Annotated in this window: 21 protein-coding genes and 1 pseudogene; 16 read left to right on the top strand and 6 right to left on the bottom strand. The window is 34.8% G+C overall.

Features of this window, described 5'->3' with window-relative positions:
* Positions 1-96: 96 nt before the first annotated feature.
* Positions 97-228, bottom strand: coding sequence for a hypothetical protein (locus QJV33_RS02735; protein WP_281461878.1), 132 nt, complete (start codon positions 226-228; stop codon positions 97-99).
* Between the two features lie 25 nt (positions 229-253).
* Here QJV33_RS02735 and QJV33_RS02730 point away from each other — a divergent pair, with 25 nt between their 5' ends.
* Entirely contained in the window at positions 254-748 is a 495-nt protein-coding gene (locus QJV33_RS02730; protein WP_281461877.1) for a hypothetical protein, read from the top strand.
* 150 nt (positions 749-898) lie between these two features.
* Here the strand turns inward: QJV33_RS02730 and tnpA are convergent, their stop codons facing one another.
* A complete protein-coding gene (gene tnpA, locus QJV33_RS02725; protein ID WP_281461876.1) occupies positions 899-1321 on the bottom strand; it encodes an IS200/IS605 family transposase in 423 nt (140 codons plus the stop codon).
* 22 nt (positions 1322-1343) lie between these two features.
* Here tnpA and QJV33_RS02720 point away from each other — a divergent pair, with 22 nt between their 5' ends.
* The 9 genes from QJV33_RS02720 (at position 1344) to QJV33_RS02680 (ending at position 7482) form a co-directional block, all read left to right on the top strand.
* A complete protein-coding gene (locus QJV33_RS02720) occupies positions 1344-2543 on the top strand; it encodes an RNA-guided endonuclease InsQ/TnpB family protein (protein WP_281461875.1) in 1200 nt (399 codons plus the stop codon).
* Positions 2544-2579: 36 nt separating this feature from the next.
* Positions 2580-2783: a hypothetical protein gene (locus tag QJV33_RS02715; RefSeq protein WP_281461874.1), complete on the top strand. Its 204-nt coding sequence runs from the start codon at positions 2580-2582 to the stop codon at positions 2781-2783.
* Between the two features lie 28 nt (positions 2784-2811).
* Complete coding sequence (locus QJV33_RS02710; protein ID WP_281461873.1) at positions 2812-3372, top strand: Imm42 family immunity protein; 561 nt, start codon at positions 2812-2814, stop codon at positions 3370-3372.
* Positions 3373-3415: 43 nt separating this feature from the next.
* Positions 3416-3565, top strand: coding sequence for a hypothetical protein (locus tag QJV33_RS02705; RefSeq protein ID WP_281461872.1), 150 nt, complete (start codon positions 3416-3418; stop codon positions 3563-3565).
* A gap of 102 nt (positions 3566-3667) precedes the next feature.
* The gene (locus tag QJV33_RS02700; RefSeq protein WP_281461871.1) at positions 3668-4678 is read left to right on the top strand and encodes a ribonuclease domain-containing protein; all 1011 of its coding nucleotides are present in this window, start codon (positions 3668-3670) and stop codon (positions 4676-4678) included.
* 24 nt (positions 4679-4702) lie between these two features.
* Complete coding sequence (locus tag QJV33_RS02695; protein WP_281461870.1) at positions 4703-5155, top strand: barstar family protein; 453 nt, start codon at positions 4703-4705, stop codon at positions 5153-5155.
* 64 nt (positions 5156-5219) lie between these two features.
* Positions 5220-5606, top strand: a complete 387-nt coding sequence (locus QJV33_RS02690; protein ID WP_281461869.1) for a hypothetical protein — start codon at positions 5220-5222, stop codon at positions 5604-5606.
* A gap of 117 nt (positions 5607-5723) precedes the next feature.
* Positions 5724-6635, top strand: a complete 912-nt coding sequence (locus tag QJV33_RS02685; RefSeq protein WP_281461738.1) for an IS1595 family transposase — start codon at positions 5724-5726, stop codon at positions 6633-6635.
* Positions 6636-6642: 7 nt separating this feature from the next.
* Entirely contained in the window at positions 6643-7482 is an 840-nt protein-coding gene (locus QJV33_RS02680) for a KilA-N domain-containing protein (protein WP_281461739.1), read from the top strand.
* A 64-nt stretch (positions 7483-7546) separates the two neighbouring features.
* Here QJV33_RS02680 and QJV33_RS02675 read toward each other — a convergent pair whose 3' ends face one another.
* A complete protein-coding gene (locus QJV33_RS02675; protein ID WP_281461868.1) occupies positions 7547-7912 on the bottom strand; it encodes an RNA 2'-phosphotransferase in 366 nt (121 codons plus the stop codon).
* 64 nt (positions 7913-7976) lie between these two features.
* On the opposite strand from QJV33_RS02675, the pseudogene QJV33_RS02670 reads away from it, so the two are divergent.
* A pseudogene (locus tag QJV33_RS02670) lies at positions 7977-8726 on the top strand (IS6 family transposase).
* Between the two features lie 75 nt (positions 8727-8801).
* On the opposite strand, the gene QJV33_RS02665 reads toward QJV33_RS02670, so the two are convergent.
* Positions 8802-9683 carry a LysR family transcriptional regulator gene (locus QJV33_RS02665; RefSeq protein WP_281461867.1) on the bottom strand — a complete coding sequence of 294 codons (882 nt, stop codon included), beginning with the start codon at positions 9681-9683 and terminating at the stop codon, positions 8802-8804.
* Between the two features lie 106 nt (positions 9684-9789).
* Between QJV33_RS02665 and QJV33_RS02660 the strand changes: the two genes are divergently transcribed.
* The 3 genes from QJV33_RS02660 to QJV33_RS02650 all read left to right on the top strand — a co-directional run bounded on the left by QJV33_RS02660 (position 9790) and on the right by QJV33_RS02650 (position 14224).
* A complete protein-coding gene (locus QJV33_RS02660) occupies positions 9790-10227 on the top strand; it encodes a PACE efflux transporter (RefSeq protein WP_281461866.1) in 438 nt (145 codons plus the stop codon).
* Positions 10228-11053: 826 nt separating this feature from the next.
* Positions 11054-11500, top strand: a complete 447-nt coding sequence (locus QJV33_RS02655) for a PACE efflux transporter (protein WP_281461865.1) — start codon at positions 11054-11056, stop codon at positions 11498-11500.
* 528 nt (positions 11501-12028) lie between these two features.
* Positions 12029-14224 carry a GH39 family glycosyl hydrolase gene (locus tag QJV33_RS02650; protein ID WP_281461864.1) on the top strand — a complete coding sequence of 732 codons (2196 nt, stop codon included), beginning with the start codon at positions 12029-12031 and terminating at the stop codon, positions 14222-14224.
* 223 nt (positions 14225-14447) lie between these two features.
* Here QJV33_RS02650 and QJV33_RS02645 read toward each other — a convergent pair whose 3' ends face one another.
* Both QJV33_RS02645 and QJV33_RS02640 read right to left on the bottom strand, forming a co-directional pair.
* Positions 14448-14615 (bottom strand): hypothetical protein, encoded by a 168-nt coding sequence (locus tag QJV33_RS02645; protein ID WP_281461863.1) that lies wholly within the window; start codon positions 14613-14615, stop codon positions 14448-14450.
* 327 nt (positions 14616-14942) lie between these two features.
* Positions 14943-16172, bottom strand: coding sequence for a mechanosensitive ion channel family protein (locus tag QJV33_RS02640; RefSeq protein ID WP_281461862.1), 1230 nt, complete (start codon positions 16170-16172; stop codon positions 14943-14945).
* Between the two features lie 403 nt (positions 16173-16575).
* On the opposite strand from QJV33_RS02640, the gene QJV33_RS02635 reads away from it, so the two are divergent.
* On the top strand, positions 16576-17832 hold the full coding sequence (locus tag QJV33_RS02635) for a tetratricopeptide repeat protein (protein WP_281461861.1): 1257 nt from the start codon (positions 16576-16578) through the stop codon (positions 17830-17832).
* Positions 17833-18058: 226 nt separating this feature from the next.
* Complete coding sequence (locus QJV33_RS02630; protein ID WP_281461860.1) at positions 18059-20251, top strand: tetratricopeptide repeat protein; 2193 nt, start codon at positions 18059-18061, stop codon at positions 20249-20251.
* The last annotated feature ends 66 nt before the right edge of the window (positions 20252-20317 follow it).

Below are 20317 nucleotides of genomic sequence, written 5' to 3'. Positions count from 1 at the left end.
TACTGGCGGTAACGTCGGTGCTGCTACAGGAAGCTCTGTTGCGGGGAATATTGCAACTTCTACAACCTTTAATAGTGTTTATGATTGGGCAAAGGCTCAGAGTAATGGTGATCCCAAAGTTGCCACTGCATTAACAAACGCAATTGAAAACGCGATTGCAGGTGCTGGAGGTGCCGCAGCGGGTGGAGTGATTGGTGGTGGCTCTGGTGCGCTTAATGGTGCTGACATCTCTTCTGCACTTCAACAATATAATATGGCGTTATTCTTGCAACAACAAGCAGCGATTGAAGCTGCTGGTGGTGCGAGTGCTGCTGGGAATAACCCAAATGCAATGACAGACGCTGACATTAAGCAAATGCAGAATGCTTATGATAACACTATTCATAATACAGAGAAGTTATTACAGTGGGGACCATTATACGCATATGCTTATTTGTATAATTTGATATATGGAGATACCCAAAGTTCGGGTTCTATCTCCAGTGATATGACGGCGCATCCCGATGCGAACAAAGAAACCATATTAACTACTCCTATTACTGAGAATAAAGGAACAACATTAGTCACCCCTATTCCTGATCAGAATTGGTGGGATAGCACGGTCTCTACACCGATTACCGATCAAGATAAAAACTCAGGTATTATTGCCGATCCAATTAGTGATGTTGGTAATGAGTTCGAACTGCCAGGATACACTGCCGATCCAGATGTTGGAAAAGGAACCATCTTTACTTTAAACTGGAGCTAATCTTGTTGATATAAATAATCGTATACCACTTTCTACTAATCCAGCACATGATTCACAATTACAACCAGGAAAAACACGTCAAACACAGAAAGATATTGATTTATCATGAATAGCCGTAAAACTCCGTCCTTTAGGGCGGAGATATAAGGCTTAGTTAGTATCTAATTTTTGTTGCTGTTCGATATATTGACGAATAATTGAGATTGGAGCACCGCCACAACTTCCAGCGAAATATGACGGTGACCATAAATGATTACCCCATAATTTTTGTTTTAGGTGGGTTGCATATTTTTTTCTAATCATACGACTAGAGACACCTTTTAAACTATTTACAAGATTAGATATAGCGATTTTAGGTGGGTAATTAATAAGTAAATGGACGTGGTCATGTTCGCCATTAAACTCGATTAACTCAGACTGGAAATCCAGGCATACTCCATCAAAGATACCTTTTAGATCATCAAGGATCATTTGATTAAAAACGTTTTTTCTGTATTTTGTAACAAAGACTAAGTGTATATGAATATTAAATACACAATGTCTTCCATGTCGTATATCTTGTTGACTATTCATAGACCAAGTCTATAATACAGTCATGCGTATAAAGAAAGCCTTTAAATATGAATTAATGCCAAATGGTGCGGATATTCGCAAACTGCGTCAGTTTTGCGGATGCTCTCGGTTTGTCTATAATAGGGCTTTGGCGTATAACGAAGAACAACGTAAAATTGATACTGACTTTAAGTTCAGCTATGCTAAGATTGCGGTTTTGTTACCGAAATGGAAGCAAGAGTTTGAATGGTTAAAATCTTGTCACAGTCAGGTTTTGCAACATTCTTTAAAAGACCTTGAAAGTGCATTTCGTAACTTTTTTCGTAAGCAAGCTGATTTTCCAAAGTTTCAGAAAAAAGGATTAAAGGAAAGCTTTCGTTTCCCTCAAGGGTGTAAACTAGAACAGCATAATAACCGTATCTATTTACCAAAGATCGGTTGGATCAGGTATCGTAATAGTCGTGATGTGATTGGAACAATCAAAAATGTTACGATTAGTTGTAAGTGTGGTAAATGGTTTGTTTCTATTCAAACAGAATATGACCATATAGACCCTATCCATACAGGGGATAGGGTTGGGATTGATATGGGGATTGCTCGGTTTGCAACCTTAACCAATGGTCAGTTTTTTGAAGCAAAAAACAGTTTGAAAACACAACAAGCTAAACTTGTGAAATTGCAAAGGCAATTAAGTCATAAGAAAAAGTTTAGTCAGAATTGGAGAAAAGTAAAACAAAAGCTTTCAAAGCATCACGCTCATATTGCCAATGTCAGGCGAGACTATCTGCATAAAATTACAACACAGCTTAGCAAAAATCACGCTATTGTCTGTATGGAAGATTTAAAGATTACCAATATGTCAAAGTCTGCCAAAGGAAACGCTGAGCAACATGGTAAAAACGTAAAACAAAAATCAGGATTAAATCGATCTATCTTAGATCAATCATGGTTCGAGTTTAAACGTCAGCTTGACTATAAACTTTTTTGGAATGGCGGACAATTAATCACCGTTAATCCAAAGAACACAAGCAGAACTTGCCCTTGTTGTGGCTTCATCAGTGCAGAAAATAGAAAAACACAAGCAAACTTTAACTGTGTAGAGTGTGGCTTTGAAGAAAATGCCGATCTAGTCGGTGCAACAAATATCTTAAGGGCAGGACTTGCCCAGTTAGCCTGTGAAGTGAATAACACTGAGTTGTCAGCAACAGGAACCCGCCGAGGTGAGTTAGTCCTAACAGACTAAACACGGTAGGAATCCCCTCACTTTAGGGAGGGGTGGATGTCAAACAATGATCCAAAGACACCTGTAGTTGAAAAGAATGGAAATTATTATCTACAAGTTAGCAAAAAACCTGAAATATATAATGTGTATCGTCCAGATAATAGTGGTACAGTACATTTCGCAGGTAATAAAAGCGTGGAGGTTATGAGAGGTAATAAAAATAATGATGTGGTAAAAATTCTTAGAGATGCACATAAGTGATGAAGATAAAGATTTGAAGGAGAAGGAAATGTTATATGGAAATAAAGATATTTTTGCTATTGAATACCAAATCGATGAAGATCATTGTGGAAAATTGATGATGGGTAATTGTTGTTTATATTTTCAAGGAAATCCTATTGGTAAAAATCCATATACGTGGTATCTAGTAGATTTAATGATGATTTTAAAACAGTTATTGAAAAACAATGATCAGCGATATGCTCCAAAATTATTTGCACTAAGTGATCAAGAATTTTCTGATGTAATTTATAAAGTTTGTTTTGAAGACAAAGATGAATTGTTTTATCAATATTTACCTCAAAAAAGAGACTTAAGCGATTATATGTTGGTATTAGATAATACATCTGTTTTTATAGATGATTATATTATTTATTTTGTTGATAATGATGAATATACAAAAGTTTGGTATTGTAAATCAACAGATCCAAGGCATAATCATTATAAAAGTTTTCTTATTCCCTTAGGTGAAGCAGAGCATGTTTTAGAGCAAGCATACCAAGATCTTGCTCGGTTACAGCCTATTTTAATTGCTGAGGAAGCAGCAAAACAAATCACAGAAAAAACATGATGAAACCAGTACCAGCCAGTCTGCGATCAGTGGGAATATCCATATGGATGCTGGCAGCACAGAGGGCAGCTATACCATGGATGTCAACAACGCCAATGGTCACATGGACAACAAGTTTAACGCCGATAAACTTTCCAACCAACTGCAAAACAGCCAGCTCGGCATGCAGCTCGTCGGCGAAGTCATGGGATAAATCTCTGATGCGTTACATAATAGTGGTGTCAATGGCTTTGACGAAACGAAACTATCCAACGATTGGGGACGCATCCTCCTCGAAGCCGCTGGCTCCGCCGCCGTGGCAGGCGTTACTGGCGGCAACGTCGGTGCCGCTACGGGAAGTGCAATCGCTGGGGATATTGTTACTGCCTCGACGGTTAATACGATAAAAGATTGGGCGATTGCGCAAAGTAACGGTAATCCTGATACGGCACGATTATTAACGAATGCCATTGAAAATGTGATTGCTGGTGCAATTGGTGCTGGTGCGGGTGGTGCAATAAATGGAGGTTCTGGTGCTTTAAATGGTTTGGGCATTTCTTCTGATCTGCAACAATATAATCAATCAGCAAGCGAACGTGAAGAAGAGTTTCGTCCTGAAGATCGTGATGAAAATGGTCGATTAATTGATCCTCTTCAAGAGGCGATTTGGAAAGTTTCCTATAATAATAGTGAAAGAGAATTAAGGGGATTATGTAAGGATTGTTCTGCTTTAACCTCTATTAATCCCACGATTACCGAAGAGATGGTAAATACTTCTCGTGAAGAGTTAGAAGCTGCACAAAAGTTAGAGCAATCAGGTCGACCTGTAAATTCTTCGAATATTCAGAAAGTAAAAAATGGTCAGATTGATGATATTGACCCTGTTGCTGATCCAGCTAGAGGTAATCCATCTGATTATGATGACCTTCCTGATTTACCAACACGTCCCGTCGAAACAACCAGACCAAAACCAACACAACCAACAGAAACAGAATGGAATAATTTTGATAATCCAAAGGCACCAACTGATCCATCACAAAATACGGTTGAGATCCCACAAAAAGCTAAGGATACATTAAATCGTGTAGATGAAAAAGGTAGTCCTTTTGCTGGGTATAAGGGAGGAAGAACATATAATAATAATCCAAAACCAGGAGAGCAAAAATTGCCTGAACAAGATGCAAATGGTAATACAATTTCTTATAAAGAATGGGATACTGATTTATATGTAAAAGGAAATAGAAATGCTGATAGAGTTGTAACAGGTAGCGATGGCTCTGCTTATTATACTAATACTCATTATCGTACATTTCAAAAAATAAGATAATATAAAAAAGTTAGAGAACAAACAATGATTAAAGAATATAAAAATTTACTTCAAACTCATAAATCTTTTGAAGAAATATGGCAATTCGTTTTAGATATAAAAAGTAATGATAAAGACTCAGTGGTCTTGATATGTAGAGGAGATAGAATGAAAGTATGGAAAACATTTTGCGATGAAATTTCTGCAGTCTTACAATTTCCTTATTATTATTCAGGCGCTGAGGGATCTTTTGATGAGTGTATATGTGATTTAGCATGGATTTTTGAAAAAAGAATATTTGTTTTTTTTACCAATGCAGATAAAATTTTATCAGAAGAAAGCTATAACTTTTTGTCTTATTTTGAGAAATCATCAATAGAAGTCCCTATTGATTCTATGAAATATGATAATGAAGAAAAACATGTTTACTATATATTTCAGAATATCGATCAAGATTTTCCATTATTTGAAGATAAAGAACTTTCTGATTTTATTTAATCAATACTAAAAAACATTTTATATATCATCTTCGAAGCGACGGGTGGTGATGCGGGAAGTGCAAATGAATGACATACTTTTACCTTATAAAAAATATTTACCAGTAGGATTTAAATTTAGTAATAATTTTATTAATTATATTCAATCGAATTATAAAGATGAGATATATCCATGGTATTTTTTAATTCAATCAGCAAAATACATTGATGGAAGATTTGTTTGTGTAAGACGATTATATCCTAATAGGAATTTAATTCCTTTTGCACATTGGAATCCTTCTGATGATATCGTTTGTTTTGATGGGGATGATACATCAGGAGATCCAAAAGTATTTTTTGTGCATACTTATGCATCTCCTGGATGGGAAGATCGTGGTAATGTTGAAAATTTCGATGTATGGCTAGAAATTGCAAAAGAACAATCGAAAGAATTTAAAGCTGATTGTGAGTAAAGATTAAATAAAAAAGGATTTAAAGAAGAGTAAAAAAATTAGGTAATTATATACATTTATACACAAAAATATTGACATTGTGTTAAGTTATACTAAGATATTAGTAGAGGTAGCAGAATGATTAAAAAGTTTAACACTATCATAGATCTTATTAATACTTTCCCAGATGAAGAAGCGTGTATCAAACACCTTGAGAATTTAAAATGGGGTGGCAATATTATCTCTCCTTTTGATCCAGCTTCAAAAGTTTATGTATGTAAGGGTAATCGATACCGTTGTAGGAATACTAGTAAATATTTCAATGTTAAAACAAACACCTTATTTGATAATTCAAAAATACCACTTCAAAAATGGTTTTTAGCAATATGGATTATTACTTGTCATACTAAAGGAATCTCATCAGTGCAGTTAGCTAAAGACTTAGGTGTGACGCAAAAAACAGCTTGGTTTCTTCTGCATCGTATTCGCAATTGCTTTAGTTTTGATAATAACAATGTCTTAAACAATGAAATTGAAGTAGACGAAACTTATGTCGGTGGCAAGAATAAATTTCGTCATATCTGTAGAAAAGTACAACATTCTCAAGGTAGAAGTTCAAAAGATAAAACACCTGTATTTGGCATGATTGAACGTTCAGGAAAATTAAATGCTAAAAAGGTTAATGATGTATCAGCAACAACATTGACAAAGCAAATTGTTAGTTACGCTAATAAAGATGCCACTATTTATTCTGATGAATGGTTAGGGTATTCACAACTAACTAAAATCTATAACCACGCTATCGTAAAACATGCCAATAAAGAATATGTTAATGGTAAAGTTCATACTAATACTATAGAAGGTTTCTGGTCGTTATTTAAGCGCGGCATCATTGGAATTTATCATTCGGTGTCAGTTAAGCATTTACAAAAATATGTTGATGAATTTGTATTCCGCTACAACACCCGTAAACACCGGCAAGACCATCGCTTTGATTATCTGCTAACACATATGAGTTGTAGAATGACTTATCAAAGTTTAACGACATGAGGTAGAAATGGAACAATTAGATTTACCGCTTATTCAAAGACAAGAAAATAATGTTTTAATATCGCAACGCGCTTACGACGGTTACATTAATGCTACTGCTATGTGTAAAGCTGCGAGTAAAGAGTTTAAGCATTATAATAGTTTATCCACTACAAAGGCCTTTGTTCAGGAACTTTCTTCCGTGGTCGGAATTCCGACCACGGAATTAATACAGTCAATACAAGGAGGTGTTCCTACATTACAAGGTACATGGGTACATCCTCAAGTAGCAATAAATTTAGGCCAATGGGCATCACCCAAATTTGCTGTTCTGGTATCTAAATGGGTTTTAGAATGGATGCAGGGTGGCGAGAAAAAACACTCAACACTTCCTTGGCACATTCGCAGGTATTTAATCAATAGAGAAAAAATACCACCTACTCATTTTTCTATGCTAGATCAAATGACATTAAAACTATTAGCACCTCTAGAATCAAGAGGATACTTATTGCCGGATCGAATGATGCCAGACATTTCTCTAGGAAAAATGTTTTGTAAATGGCTAAGAAGTAATGGTTATGATCCAGATTCTTTCCCAACATATACTCACTCTTTTGGAGACGGGAAACGCCCTAACGTCAATGCAAAACTATATCCAAACGAACTAATAACTTCTTTTAATTTAGAGGTTAATAATTGGATTGTAGATCCTAACAAAGCTCTTAAATATTTCAAAGATCGTGATAAAGAGTCAGTAATCCCGTTAACCAATTTTATTCTTACTTTACCAACTCCTGAGAATGCTCGTACAGAACTAGACAATAAACTAATTACAGCATTGACATACAACCCAAAAGATCAATTCTAAATAAGGTTTTTTAGATTTAATTTTTCTATGAATTTGTAATTATTTTGTGTAGAGATGTATATAATTACCAAAAATTATTAGGCACGTGTTTGGTTAACCAAACATTATTATCAGCTAGGTAGAATTTAAATCCTTTTTGATACATTAAAATAGAGTTGATTTTTAAAATAATAGGTTTCCCATGGCGCTCTCCTACAGATATTGCTGTTTTTTCATTACAAGATAAATGGACATATTGACGAGAACCAGAAATTAAACCTTTGTCTTTAATGGAATCAAGAAAACGTGTTGCTGTGCCATGATATAAAAACTCAGGTGGTATTTGTTCTTGATATTGAATATCAACTTGTTTTGTAGAGTGCCCTTGTGCTGCACGAATATTTAAACCATCATCTGATATTGTAAATCTTTTTTTATGGTCTTGTTGCAAATTTAATTATGTATTTTAGTATAATATAGAAATGGAGTGAGTATTTATATTTTAGGAACGATTTATGTCTATTGGTATCTATAGCAAGCTTATATTAAGATCTAAGGATGATTTTAAAGGTCGCCACTTTAGTGGGTTAATGATTATACAAGCGGTAAACTGATATTTACGCTATTGTTTTAGCTATCGAGACATTGAGGAATTGTTTTTAGAACGTGGGATAAATATAGATCATAGCACGTTAAATCGTTGGGTATTACGCTATGCTCCTTTATTAGAAAAACGTTTGAGAAGCTATAGAAAACCTCATTGTGGTGAGGTGAGGATTGATGAAACCTATATCAAAGTAAAAGGTCAGTGGAAGTATCTATATAGAGCCACTGATAAAGAAGGCACAGCTATTGATTTCTTGTTAACAGCTAAAAGAAATATCAAAGCAGCGCAACGTTTCTTTAGAAAGGCGTTTAAAAAAGATGGTCTATTCGCTCCAACCCATATTGGAACAGATAAAGCATTACCGTTTCCAAAAACCATACAAACCATGAAGAATGAGTATATCCTTCCCAATCACTGCGTTCATGAAACAAAAAAATCCTTACAACAGGGAATAGAAAATGATCATTTCAGGTTAAAGAGGGGTATACCAAGAAATGGCTGTTTTCAATCTTTTCATACAGCAAGAAAAACACTCAAAGGATATGAGGCCATTCTCTGGATTAAAAAAGGACTGGGTTTTAAAGGAAAATGGACAATCAACGAACAAATAAAGCTCATTCAAAGCATATTCGGTTTAAATAATAATATACCCGTCTAAATTAGCTAGCTTTATGGCTAATCACAGCACCATTCAATATTTGCGACAAGACCATGAGTCAGTCATTTAATGGTCTCATTTTTTAGTAAAAAGTTCGCTAATATAATTTTTAACAGCTTTGATCCTTGCACTAGATCGTAAACCACTGTGAATAGAGAGCCATATCTCTTGGTCTAGTTCTGGAATATGCGGTATCACAGGGTGTAAGAGACTAGGGATTTCTGTGCCTACAAATGTATCCAAGACACCCAGCCCATTATTATGCGTAATCCCATCAAATATCCCCAGAGCGTAGCTGCATCGCATCCATGGCGTGGGGGCTTTGGGTAAGGATCGCAGCCATTTCTCGGTTTCAAAGTGAGAGCGCACTTCGTCAAAACCAACAAAATCGAGTTTGCTCCAATTTTGTTTTTGAATATTTGCTTTATGTTCTTTGTAATAATCCTGTCCACAATATAAGCCATAGGAAAGGGTGCCTATTTTTTGGATAATTAAATTACCCTGTTCTGGACGAAAGGTTCGAATACCAATATCTGCTTCCAGCTTTGTTAAGCTATAGGCACGGTGGGAGGTAATGATTTCAATTTCTATATTGGGATGTAATTTGTGAAATGCTGCAAATCGCGAGGTTAAGAAATAAGAGATTAACTCGTTGGCATTAATCTTGACGGTTCCCTCAACCTCGTGGAAATCTTGTTGGTCGACCGTGCGTTCGATTTCAAAAGCAATTTCCTCCATATCCTTTGCCCAATCGATGATTTCTTCGCCTGCTGGGGTGGGGATACATCCTGCTTGTACACGTTCAATCAGTTTTACGCCCAACTCTTGTTCCAGATCGTCAATACGACGAGACAAAGTCGCGGGGCTGATTCCTGTTTTTTGTGCTGCACGACGCAACGTTTTAGAACGTGCAACGATGACTAGAATTCTAAGGTTATCCCAATTCATATGTTTCATGAATGAACTGCCAAGGATTAATTGTTAATATTTACATCTAAAAGTAAAGCATATATGGTTGGCTGGATAAAAGTAAACCACAATATGGAAATAAAAAGAGTAATAAATGCGCAGCTTTTGGGATAGAGTTCGTCATGCAATCCTGTTTGAGATTTTGGGGTTGGTTTTATTCATTCCTTGTTCTGTATGGATATTTCATCATTCAGTAACCGATATGGGGGTGATTGGTATTTTTTCCTCTTTAGCGGCGACTATTTGGAATTTTCTTTATAATCTAGGGTTTGATAAAATTTTATTGTTCTTTCGTGGGTACGTGAAAAAGAGTTTATTTATTCGTGTTATTCATACGATCCTGTTTGAGGTTGGGTTGACCTTGGTAACAATGCCTTTTATTGCTTGGTATTTAAATATTAGCTTTGTCAATGCATTGATTATGGATGTGGGGATTATGGTTTTTTATTTGGTCTATGCGTTCTTTTTCAACATTGCTTATGATTTTATTTTTCCAGTCAAAGAGAAAGAAACCGTTTTTTGTGCTGAATAGTTATAAAGGATAATTGCTCACTTGGTTTGCAGGCACAAACTCACCAAGGTTTAATTTGTGATGGTTCAAATATTTCATCAATTCATCCATAGAATTTAAATAAAAATATTGACCAACATGTTCATAAGAGGGATCGAATTCATTCTCAATATCGGATCGTAGAAATGAAGAGTCACGATATTTAAATTGGGCTTGTTTAATGGGACAGAGAGTTTGGATATTTAGAATATCCTATCATTGCATAATTTTCTGTTCGCAGAGGATAGGCTGGTTTTAAATGATTTTGTAGCGATAATTCAAACCAAGCGATATAGTTTTTATTTTTTATTTGGTTTCTAACAAAAGCGTCTCGCCTTTTAGCAGTAATATGATTACAGAGTTCATTGTTTCCTCTAACATTATTATGAATAGATTTCTTATTTATTAGATTGTTCCAGTATCAATTTATTTTTGGTCAATTTGCATCATTTGAGGTATCGTTGCGTGATTATTCCCTTAGATTCAGTCGCAATCATTACTTGCTCTTTTATATCTAGATTCCTTTCGAAAATAGGTGGTTGTAAGGTAAAAGGGTCTCTTTTTATCAAAAAGTTAATCCTTTAATTTTACAATAAATTGTGTTTATCTCAATGTAGTGTGTTTCAAAATTGAAGCACTATGAGCGATTTGTTGTTGTTTATTTCTAAAACCAAAGCAGATATAGTTGAATACAAGTAATAACAGCGTAAAAAGAAGAAAAAAAATTAAACCTAAATAAATAAAATACAGCCTTAGTAATTGATTTGTTAAAAAAGAAGAATATTGAACTAAAAAAGAGTATTTTTAAATGCGTACCTTCCGAGATAGAGTTCGGCATGCGGTTTCTTATGAGATAATTGGACTATTTTTATTTATACCCGTTGGTGTATTACTATTCAACCAACCGATTACAGAAATGAGTATTGTTGCAATTGCTTCATCACTGGTTTCAACCATTTGGAATTTCGTTTACAATGTATCCTTTGATAAAATTATGTTTTATTTCCGTGGTACAACCGAAAAAAACGTGATTATTCGTGTATTTCATGCAATTTTGTTTGAAGTGGGACTAACGATTTCCCTCGTTCCAGTGGTCGCATGGTATTTGGGAATAAGCTTGATTGCGGCCTTTGTAATGGATATCACCATTGTTGTATTTTACTTGGGATATACGTTCTGTTTTAATCTTGCTTATGACTATAATTTTCCTATTGACGAGAAGAAAGGCGAGGTGCATTATTCCCTTAATCCTTAATGGCTAATTGACTAAACATTCATTTTATTCAATTTATATATTCGAGTTCAACCCAACGGGGTTGGGCTCTTTTTTTTTGGTCTTATCGCAAATAGCTGGTTATGCTGCACTTAATCTATAACGTTAGATAGTTTAGATAGGTGTTCTATTATTTAGACCGAATATGTTTGGAATGAGCTTTATTTGTTCGTTGATTGTCCATGTTCGTTTAAAGCCAAGACCTTTTTTTATCTAGAGGATGGTTTCATATCCTTTAACTGTGGGAATTGATCACGTTGTTTACAGTGATATGGAATATTAGTGTAAACAACGTGATCAATTCCCACAACTAGTTTTTTATTATTACTTATTCGAATTTATAATGTATTAAAAATTATTTTATAATAATAAATATTAATTATGTAAGTTATAAAAAAATATGTTATAATAATTATATCTTTATCAATATATTTTCAATTTATATTTATTATTAATTTGATTATTTATAATAAAGATTTTTTTTAATTATAAATTTTTTAGGTATTTTAAATGGTATTCTTAGTTAATATTAATAAAAGCAAAATTAATACTTCGGCTGGAAAAGGCGGTAAAATTAAAGACGTAGGTGGGGTCAATGGTTCACCTATTTCTGTTGCGCCAGGTTTTCCAGATTTAGAAGATCAATTTAATCAAATGGGTATTACTCATGTTCGTTTACATGATATTTTTGGGATCGGCGACATTGATGATGGTTTTGTTGCCAACAGATTAAGTAATCAAAACCAATTAATGCTTAATGTGCCAAGAGATTCACAAGAAAAAGCAAAAACATTTATTGCAGAATATGGAAATAAAAGAACAATTTTCCCTTATGCAGCAGCAGGGATGAGGGCTAATAACCTTAATCTTGCGATGAAAAATGTCAATTACAAACCAACTGACAGTTATATTAAACGTATTTTGGACAATAATGCGTCTGTTAATCCAAATAATATTCAACGACAAGTTATGTTTCGTGTTGGACGTACACTAGATGGTGGATATGAAATTCCTGAGAATTTTGATATTTATACTACTTTGGTAGGAGAGCTCGTCAAACGTTATTCTCTGAATTATCAATCGATTGGATTGCCCAGAAAAGTGACTTATTGGGAAATTTGGAATGAACCTGATTTAACATTCTTTTGGAATAACAATAATGCACAGGTTTATTATGAATTTTATTCCAAAATTGCACGTATGATTAAATCTATTGACCCAGATGCCAAAGTTGGTGGTTGTGGTGTGGCCAATGGTTATAATCCAGGTGGTGCTTATATTGATGGTTTGTTAAATTATTGTCGCAGGACAGGTACTCCTATCGACTTTTTGTCTTGGCACTTTTATGCTAATTTAACTGCGGATCCACAAAATTTTATTGATATTGGAAACTCGATTCAAACTGCTTTGAATAAATATGGGTATAGCAATATTGAAAGTATTTGTACAGAATGGAATTCTTCTCCTTTTGGTAGGGTGAATATTCTTTCCAATGTTCAATCAGCAACAAATGCGGCTTATTTGACATCTGCTTTAATTTTTATGCAATATTGTAAAACAGATAAAGCCTATTATTATCGTGGTGATGCAAGTTCTTTTGGATTGTTTAACGATGTGTCAAATCCAGCTGATTCAAGAAATAAGAATTTTTGTACATGTGCTGCGCAAGGCTTTCATTTATTCAGCAGAATGCATGAGACCCCAAATATTCTAAGCCATGATAATCAGTTTAATACTGGATTGGCAACGCTGGCTGCGCAAAATGATGCTGGCAATAAAATTAATATTATTGCAGCAAATTATCAGGTTGATATGAGTTTCGTTTCTGGAACTGTTACAAAATATAATTACAAGCAACATTATTTAGATACCAACAGAACGGTTAATCAATTAAATGATAGTTGGAGTATCGAACATTGGTTTGGTGGCGTTGATCCAAGTACCGTAACTTTTGATAATACTGTGACACAAAAAACGGTTGTTTCACAATTACCAACTTATGGTTATTTAAAAGCAAGAGCCAGAACCTATACCCAAAGCAATACGGGTGTTGGCTTTCAAATTAATAATATATCCAGTGGTTATACCAGCTTTAAACTAACGGCATACAGAGTGATTGAAGGTACTCGTCTGGATCGCATGACCGCATCAGAAGTTTCATCCTCTATTCAAACCTATTTTGCTGGTGGTGTTTTGAAAATTACTGATACTGGTGCAAAGCCATCTACTGTTACATTATATTCTATCGAGCTAGTTGGTCGCGATAATAATAATGGCAATGGTGGTAATGGTAATGGTGGCAATGGCAATGGCAATGGTAATGGTGGGAATGGCAATGGTAATGGCAACATCAGTGGTCTTGTAAGGCATACTGTTAAAATTCCGATTGGAAAAAAATTACCTATTCGTGATTTATTACCTCCTAACTATGTATTTACTGCAAATAAAAGATATAAAATTGCACTTATAAGTATGTTTGGAGAAATATATACATGTCCAGGTAATACAGTTTTCAATGCGGAAACACAAAGTTGTGATTCTAATCTAGCAAAAACCTTTGATATTGAAGCAGATAATTTAACTTTTACGCCTTATATTTCTGGTATTTTATATAAAAATACAAATCTTAACGGTAATGCTTATGTTGGTGCGGGACAATCTGGTGGATATAATGACATAATTGATTATGTGTTAATTCCTCAATAAGTCTCTTTCATGAGTAGGAATAATCATATTCTTTTTCAGTCAATATATAAATAATATTGACCGAATTTGATATAGTCTAAAGCAGTCTAAAAGATAGCAAAAGGGATATATAAAACAGGAATAGATTATTCCTCTATTTGCAAGGTTAACTCTTTGTATTCAAGCTGTTTTTTGTTTTAATCAGCTTGAATTACAGGAGTTATCATTTAGTATCAAAGTATTATTACCCATTACCAAAGACCATATGATAATTATCATCACCTAGGGTTAGGTTGGTATCGCTATCCTCGATAGTAACATTATTAATCAATTCTGTATGTGTTGTTGGTTGCAAGAAGGTAAAAGGTTTCAGCATTGTGGTTGGCAGTTCCAATAAGTTGAACAGATGCATTTTGATCCATATCTAAATCATTGCGATATATATGTTAAAATAATAATAGAACAGCCCTATTCATAATTGCTTTATTATTAAAGTAGAAATATGCTCCTAATAATATATATTATTCATAATTTTATGATTTGTATTAAAAATATGACAATAGCTCATTTACTTTTTTATGATGATTTTGTCGATTTTCACGATCCAACTATTTAACTATTCAATGCTTTCTAATTTAATAGCAGAGCCCTTTAGGTATAACATAAAATCAAAATTATTAGACCATACATTCAAGAACTGACTTTTGGTTTATAAAGGATAAGATGCTTGTTTTATGAGCTAATTTAAATCAGATGAGCTATTGGCTTGTATTGAAGAGGATTTTTGAATATCAATTCCCGAAGGTTTTTGATAAACACCCAGTTTAAAAAAGGTTGTGGTGGCATACATAAATTCAAAAATTTCTGACTGCGTTTCTTCATATTCGTTCCAAAACACATTTGAGGTAAAACAATAAATCTCAATCGGTAGTCCTTCAGAAGTGGGGCTAAGTTGCCGAACAACAATATACATATCTTTGCAAATATCTTCGCGGGCTTTTAAATATTCAAGAATAAAGCTGCGATATAATCCCAGATTGGTAATATTTTGATATTGGGGCAAAGCAATTTTTGTTGTTATGTGAGTTTTAATATTATCGACAATTTCGCCATCATAAGATTGCAAACTGTTGAGTAACTCTTTGTTAAAAAAAATAATACTGGATTGATCGACAAAAAAGCTGCGTTTAATTCTGCGACCGCCTGATTCAAACATGGGTTGCCAGTTTGTATAAGTCTCGGTGATGAAATTCTTGGTAGGGACTTGTGAAATGGTATTATCCCAGTTCCTTATAGTAATTGTATGTAATGCAATATCGGTGACTTCGCCACTAATATTCACAACAGGCATTTCAATCCAGTCCCCTAGACGAATAACATTCGAAGAGGATACTTGAATATTAGCAACCAATGAAATCAATGTATGTTGAAACACTAACATTAATACGGCTGCGATTGCACCTAAACTAGAGATGATAATGATTGGGGATTTATTAGACAACGTAGCAACAATTAATATGACCGCAACTGAAGAAATAACAATCTTACCAATTTGGATATATCCTTTGATAGACCCAGATTTAGCACCATGTTTTTTGGCGTATGCATCTTTGGTCATATCCAGCAATTCGTTGATTAATATCGTGATATTGATGATTAATATCACGGCACAAATTGTATGAATGGCCTCGACTAAACCCGGGGGTAAACCTTGGATCCATAAGGACATAAAATATACAGTAATAACAGGCGCAATATGAGCCAAGCGTTCCGTAATACGGATATCTTTCTTTTGATCATCACTGCTGCTGTTTTTGTGTAGAATAAACTGGCGAACAATGCTTAATAGAAAATATTTACAAATAATTGATGCAATAAATCCAGAAAACAACATCAACACGATGGATAATAAAGAAAATACGATTTTATGGGAATAAATCCAATCCAACATTGATGTTAAGCTTTGCATGGTTAAATCCTAATGATTAAAATATTTTCTTAAACGACGGAGTTTATTATAATTTTAAACATTAGACCATGATAAGAATAAAATTAATGATGGTATTCATATGATGTATTTTTGATCAGCAAATATAATATGTTGAAAGCCGAAATCGGTAAATCACGAAAGTTGCAGAATTGATATTCAGACTGATACACATAGTATCTTCCTGAATGATTTATTTAGAATTTAATACAAAAAATTGATTAACATTCAGATTAAATACAGAGACATTTTGTAATGTAATGATGTGGCTGTCCAGATTAAGAACGGCATTACCGTTGATATCTATAAAAGAAATATATTGACATGTAAAAATTGAATTTACAAAGTAATACTTTGCTTATGTAACCTTTATTGTTTTAAATTTATGCGACAACAAAATAGCTTTTTCATTACGATTATCGGTTTGGGAATAGGACTTTTTTCTAACGCCTCACTGGCGCGTCCTGTGTTTTCCGAACAGCAATTATCTAATTTAACGATTATTCGACCTTTTGCCGATCTTTCTGATGCAATAACACGTCATAATCATGATTACGAGAACAGTAAGGGGCAACAACAAAAAAAGAGATTACTATCAGTCAACTATCTATCTTTATTAAACAAAGATCGTACATGCCCTCAAACAGATGTTGCTTATCAACAAGCGTTAGAATTATATAAAAAGCAACAATGGACACAAGCACAAACAGCATTTACCGCATTAATTGGCACAGGTTCTGAACCTCAACAAGTCTGTGTCAGTTTCAAATTAGGGCAAGTCGAAAATCAACTAGGGAACCACGCAAAAGCCAGTCGTTTATTTGTAAAAACATACAAATTGGTTGCCGATAAAGCCTATCCTGATCCTTTGCATTTGGGTATTGATGCGTTGGGGGAAAGTGCAGGGGCGATGTTGGATCAAATTGGAACTCGCAGCCTGTCTGATAAAGGGATCGTCATTTGGAAGGTCGGCCCTTACAAAGAAAATCCACCATCATCGTATGAGGCGACCTCTATTCTTGGTTATGAAGGGATGGAAATACATGAGAATAGTCAAGATTTATTCGAAAAAATCATAGATTATTATACAACTCAAGTAACATTAGGGCATGATAAAGCGATTGATTCGATTTCCGCGGTTTTTACAGGAATTACTGATCCTGATAACCCCAATGCACCAGTTTTGTTAAAAGATGCACTCTATACTGATCGAATTAGGGATATTTTGTGGGCTTATTTATTTAATGCACAAAAAGGCATTTATTATATTTCTGATCCTAAGATCCGGATTTATATTGAAAATTTTATTATTAAAACAATCGATGGTACCAATGTTGATATTGGTGGAACAGAAGGTTACCTTGCAGCCTTAGCTTTTCAAAATAATGACTTGGCTAAAGCACATCAATTTGCACAATTTCGTTGGAATGTCTCTCAACAAACAGATCCTTTGGCAGCATGGGTGCTGGCGAAAATTGCTTATAAAAAAGGTGATATTGATACAGCAAAATCCTATTATTCCAAAGCATTACTGGCGAGTGCTGATGAAAAAACGCCTAAAATATTACAACAATATATTACCGAGGAAAATTATATGATGCAGAGTATAAAAAAGAAAGATAGCAAAATTATCGCGCGATAGAAGTTGAATATTGCGTTCATATCATAGGTAAAGGGTTTGGAATGAATTGAGTGATATAAAATAATATCAAGGCAATTATTTTTATGGTTTCTGAATTTGTTACGTTTGATATGAGCTATAGAGGATTAAATTCTATAGTTGTTCGCGAATTCCCTGTGTATTAACAGTTAATTTTATGTCAGTATGTTTTTTCTTAGTATGCTTAATGATAAAGGAAAATCGTTAAATGAAGCGGTCTGTCAGAATTATGCTGTATTGTGTCGGAGTGACTGCATTAACATCGACATTGGCGATTGCTTGTGCTCCGTATTTTCCGTGGCAGCTATTGGATAATCGTAAACAAACGTTGCTCGATTTGCCAGCGACTGACAGTTTTTCTCAGAAAGTAAAAAATCTTGGTGTTGTGACGGCAGAAGAAAAGAAGAATTTATATTCTGCGAGTAATATCAATGATCCATATATTGGTCAAACGACTTGCCCCAACACAGACGAAGCCTATAAAAAAGCAGCAATCTTATTTCATAATAAACAATGGGAAGATGCCTATTCTGCGTTTTCAATGTTAGCCTATAACAGCAACCCAGCCCAACAAGTTTGCGCCAAATATACCCTTGGGCGTATTGAAAAAGAGTTAGGGCATTTTGAGGATGCGGTTCAATCCTTTAATAGTACGGCTTATTTAGTGGCACACGGTGCGCCTGATCCTTTACATTTGGGGATCGATGCGTATGGCGAGGCGGCAGGAGTGATCTTGGATCAGATTGGCACGCGCAGTTATCCAGAAGATGGTGCGGTTCTTTGGAAGGTTGGTTCTTTAAAAGAAGATAGTTTCTTACAACTTCAAAGGGCTGTGGATTTTTATCTCAAACAAGTCAAATTGGGGGATGATGGTGGGCTGAACTCTATCATTGTGATTTTAAGAGGGTTAAGCAATCCTGATAATCATGATGCTAAGTTACTCTTAGAGCAAGCTGTTCGGAATTCTTTGATGCGTAAGCTATTATTGGCTTATGTCTTAACGTACGAAGATGATTATATGGTTCGTTCTAAACCTCAAATCCCAAATATACTAAATGCCTTTTTACAAGTTGGGTTAGACCCCAAAAGTGATTTTGAGGATATGGGATCGTTGGCTGCTTTTGCCTATCAAAATAACGATATGGAAAGGGCGGAGTCCTTTGCAGAATATGACTGGAACAGAAATCAAAAGGCTCTTGATGCATGGATTTTGGCTAAGATTGCTTTAAGAAAAGGCGATAAGAAAAAGGCTCAAGACTATTACCATCAAGCCATCAGCCATTTTAATGATGAAAGTTTACAGACGCGCAGTAAACAACGTGTCCAAGGTGAACGTGCTGTTTTAACTTTGTCTCAAGGAAATTTTGTTCAGGCTTTGGAAGAATTATGGCCAGTAAGAGATATTTATTGGGGGGATATTGTATATCTTGCAGAAAATGTGTTAACGCCCGACGAATTGCGGCAGTTTGTAAATAGTCACACACAAGTTCCCAAGGATCCAAAAGCGGTATGTAATAGAGATGTTGAGGAAGATTATGTCGATCAAAATGCTGCTGAAACTTCCGATTATGAATATAATATAAGGTATAGTTTTGATAGTGGGTATAGTTTAAAAGGTAGCCCTATACTTTTACGTCATTTATTAGCTCGTCGATTGATGAGAGAAGGGCGTTTACAAGAAGCAGCCCCGTATTTTGTTCAGATTGGTGATGCAAATTGTAAAGATACACCTAAACATGTTCAAATAGAGCAATCTTATATCAAAGCAACAACAGATATGCGTAAAAGTTTTTGGGCAACTGATCGTGCCAAGGCTGCATGGAATGCTGCAACGATATTACATCAACATGGGATGGAGTTAATGGGGACTTTTGGATATCCAGATCAAAATCCTGGAACATATCCAGAAGGGATTGGTCAGATGATTGGTCCTGTTAATGATCCTAATAACAAACCATGGAGCGTACCAGCAGAGCAAGTCAGAACAGGGGCTTCTTGGCCTATTCCTAATCATCGTTTTCATTATCGTTATTTGGCAGTCGAAGATGCTTTATATGCCGCAAACTTAATTCCGCACCAATCACAAGCCTATGCAGCATTATTATGTCATGCGAATGGTTGGATGCAGAAAACATCTTATCATTATGGAGTATCTGTGGTTGATGGTACAGAATCATCATATTCACGTAGGTTGTTAGGTACTGTGGATGACTCTCAATTCGCCTATGCTAAATCCAGAGAGCTTTATAATCTTTACTTAAAAAATGGTGCGGTTGTTCCTTTCGCAACGACTTTTGGATATAACTGCCCACAACCTAAATTTGGTGCCGTGCCAAAATTAAAGCGTGATTTATTCTGGAAAGAGGTCAAAAAATCGTTACAATCGCTCAGAGGACATTAGTCTTTTGTTTCCTCATCAATCACAGTATACTCAACAGGCTGAATACATAAAGTGACTTACGAAAGA

Origin of the sequence: Commensalibacter nepenthis (assembly GCF_029953305.1) — a bacterium.
In the GTDB taxonomy this organism is placed as follows: domain Bacteria; phylum Pseudomonadota; class Alphaproteobacteria; order Acetobacterales; family Acetobacteraceae; genus Commensalibacter; species Commensalibacter nepenthis.
The sequence above is the reverse complement of the archived record's forward strand: the minus strand, read 5'-3'. Positions and strand labels throughout refer to the sequence as shown.

What these genes read in the sequence shown, in the direction of transcription:
- QJV33_RS02695 (WP_281461870.1), top strand. Translation starts at nt 4,703, where the DNA reads ATGATTAAAGAATATAAAAATTTACTTCAAACTCATAAATCTTTTGAA.
- QJV33_RS02685 (WP_281461738.1), top strand. Translation starts at nt 5,724, where the DNA reads ATGATTAAAAAGTTTAACACTATCATAGATCTTATTAATACTTTCCCA.
- QJV33_RS02720 (WP_281461875.1), top strand. Translation starts at nt 1,344, where the DNA reads ATGCGTATAAAGAAAGCCTTTAAATATGAATTAATGCCAAATGGTGCG.
- QJV33_RS02665 (WP_281461867.1), bottom strand. Translation starts at nt 9,683, where the DNA reads ATGAAACATATGAATTGGGATAACCTTAGAATTCTAGTCATCGTTGCA.
- QJV33_RS02680 (WP_281461739.1), top strand. Translation starts at nt 6,643, where the DNA reads ATGGAACAATTAGATTTACCGCTTATTCAAAGACAAGAAAATAATGTT.
- QJV33_RS02650 (WP_281461864.1), top strand. Translation starts at nt 12,029, where the DNA reads ATGGTATTCTTAGTTAATATTAATAAAAGCAAAATTAATACTTCGGCT.
- QJV33_RS02645 (WP_281461863.1), bottom strand. Translation starts at nt 14,615, where the DNA reads ATGCATCTGTTCAACTTATTGGAACTGCCAACCACAATGCTGAAACCT.
- QJV33_RS02715 (WP_281461874.1), top strand. Translation starts at nt 2,580, where the DNA reads ATGTCAAACAATGATCCAAAGACACCTGTAGTTGAAAAGAATGGAAAT.
- tnpA (WP_281461876.1), bottom strand. Translation starts at nt 1,321, where the DNA reads ATGAATAGTCAACAAGATATACGACATGGAAGACATTGTGTATTTAAT.
- QJV33_RS02710 (WP_281461873.1), top strand. Translation starts at nt 2,812, where the DNA reads ATGTTATATGGAAATAAAGATATTTTTGCTATTGAATACCAAATCGAT.
- QJV33_RS02705 (WP_281461872.1), top strand. Translation starts at nt 3,416, where the DNA reads ATGGATGCTGGCAGCACAGAGGGCAGCTATACCATGGATGTCAACAAC.
- QJV33_RS02730 (WP_281461877.1), top strand. Translation starts at nt 254, where the DNA reads ATGGCGTTATTCTTGCAACAACAAGCAGCGATTGAAGCTGCTGGTGGT.
- QJV33_RS02690 (WP_281461869.1), top strand. Translation starts at nt 5,220, where the DNA reads ATGAATGACATACTTTTACCTTATAAAAAATATTTACCAGTAGGATTT.
- QJV33_RS02655 (WP_281461865.1), top strand. Translation starts at nt 11,054, where the DNA reads ATGCGTACCTTCCGAGATAGAGTTCGGCATGCGGTTTCTTATGAGATA.
- QJV33_RS02640 (WP_281461862.1), bottom strand. Translation starts at nt 16,172, where the DNA reads ATGCAAAGCTTAACATCAATGTTGGATTGGATTTATTCCCATAAAATC.
- QJV33_RS02630 (WP_281461860.1), top strand. Translation starts at nt 18,059, where the DNA reads ATGAAGCGGTCTGTCAGAATTATGCTGTATTGTGTCGGAGTGACTGCA.
- QJV33_RS02635 (WP_281461861.1), top strand. Translation starts at nt 16,576, where the DNA reads ATGCGACAACAAAATAGCTTTTTCATTACGATTATCGGTTTGGGAATA.
- QJV33_RS02735 (WP_281461878.1), bottom strand. Translation starts at nt 228, where the DNA reads ATGTCAGCACCATTAAGCGCACCAGAGCCACCACCAATCACTCCACCC.
- QJV33_RS02660 (WP_281461866.1), top strand. Translation starts at nt 9,790, where the DNA reads ATGCGCAGCTTTTGGGATAGAGTTCGTCATGCAATCCTGTTTGAGATT.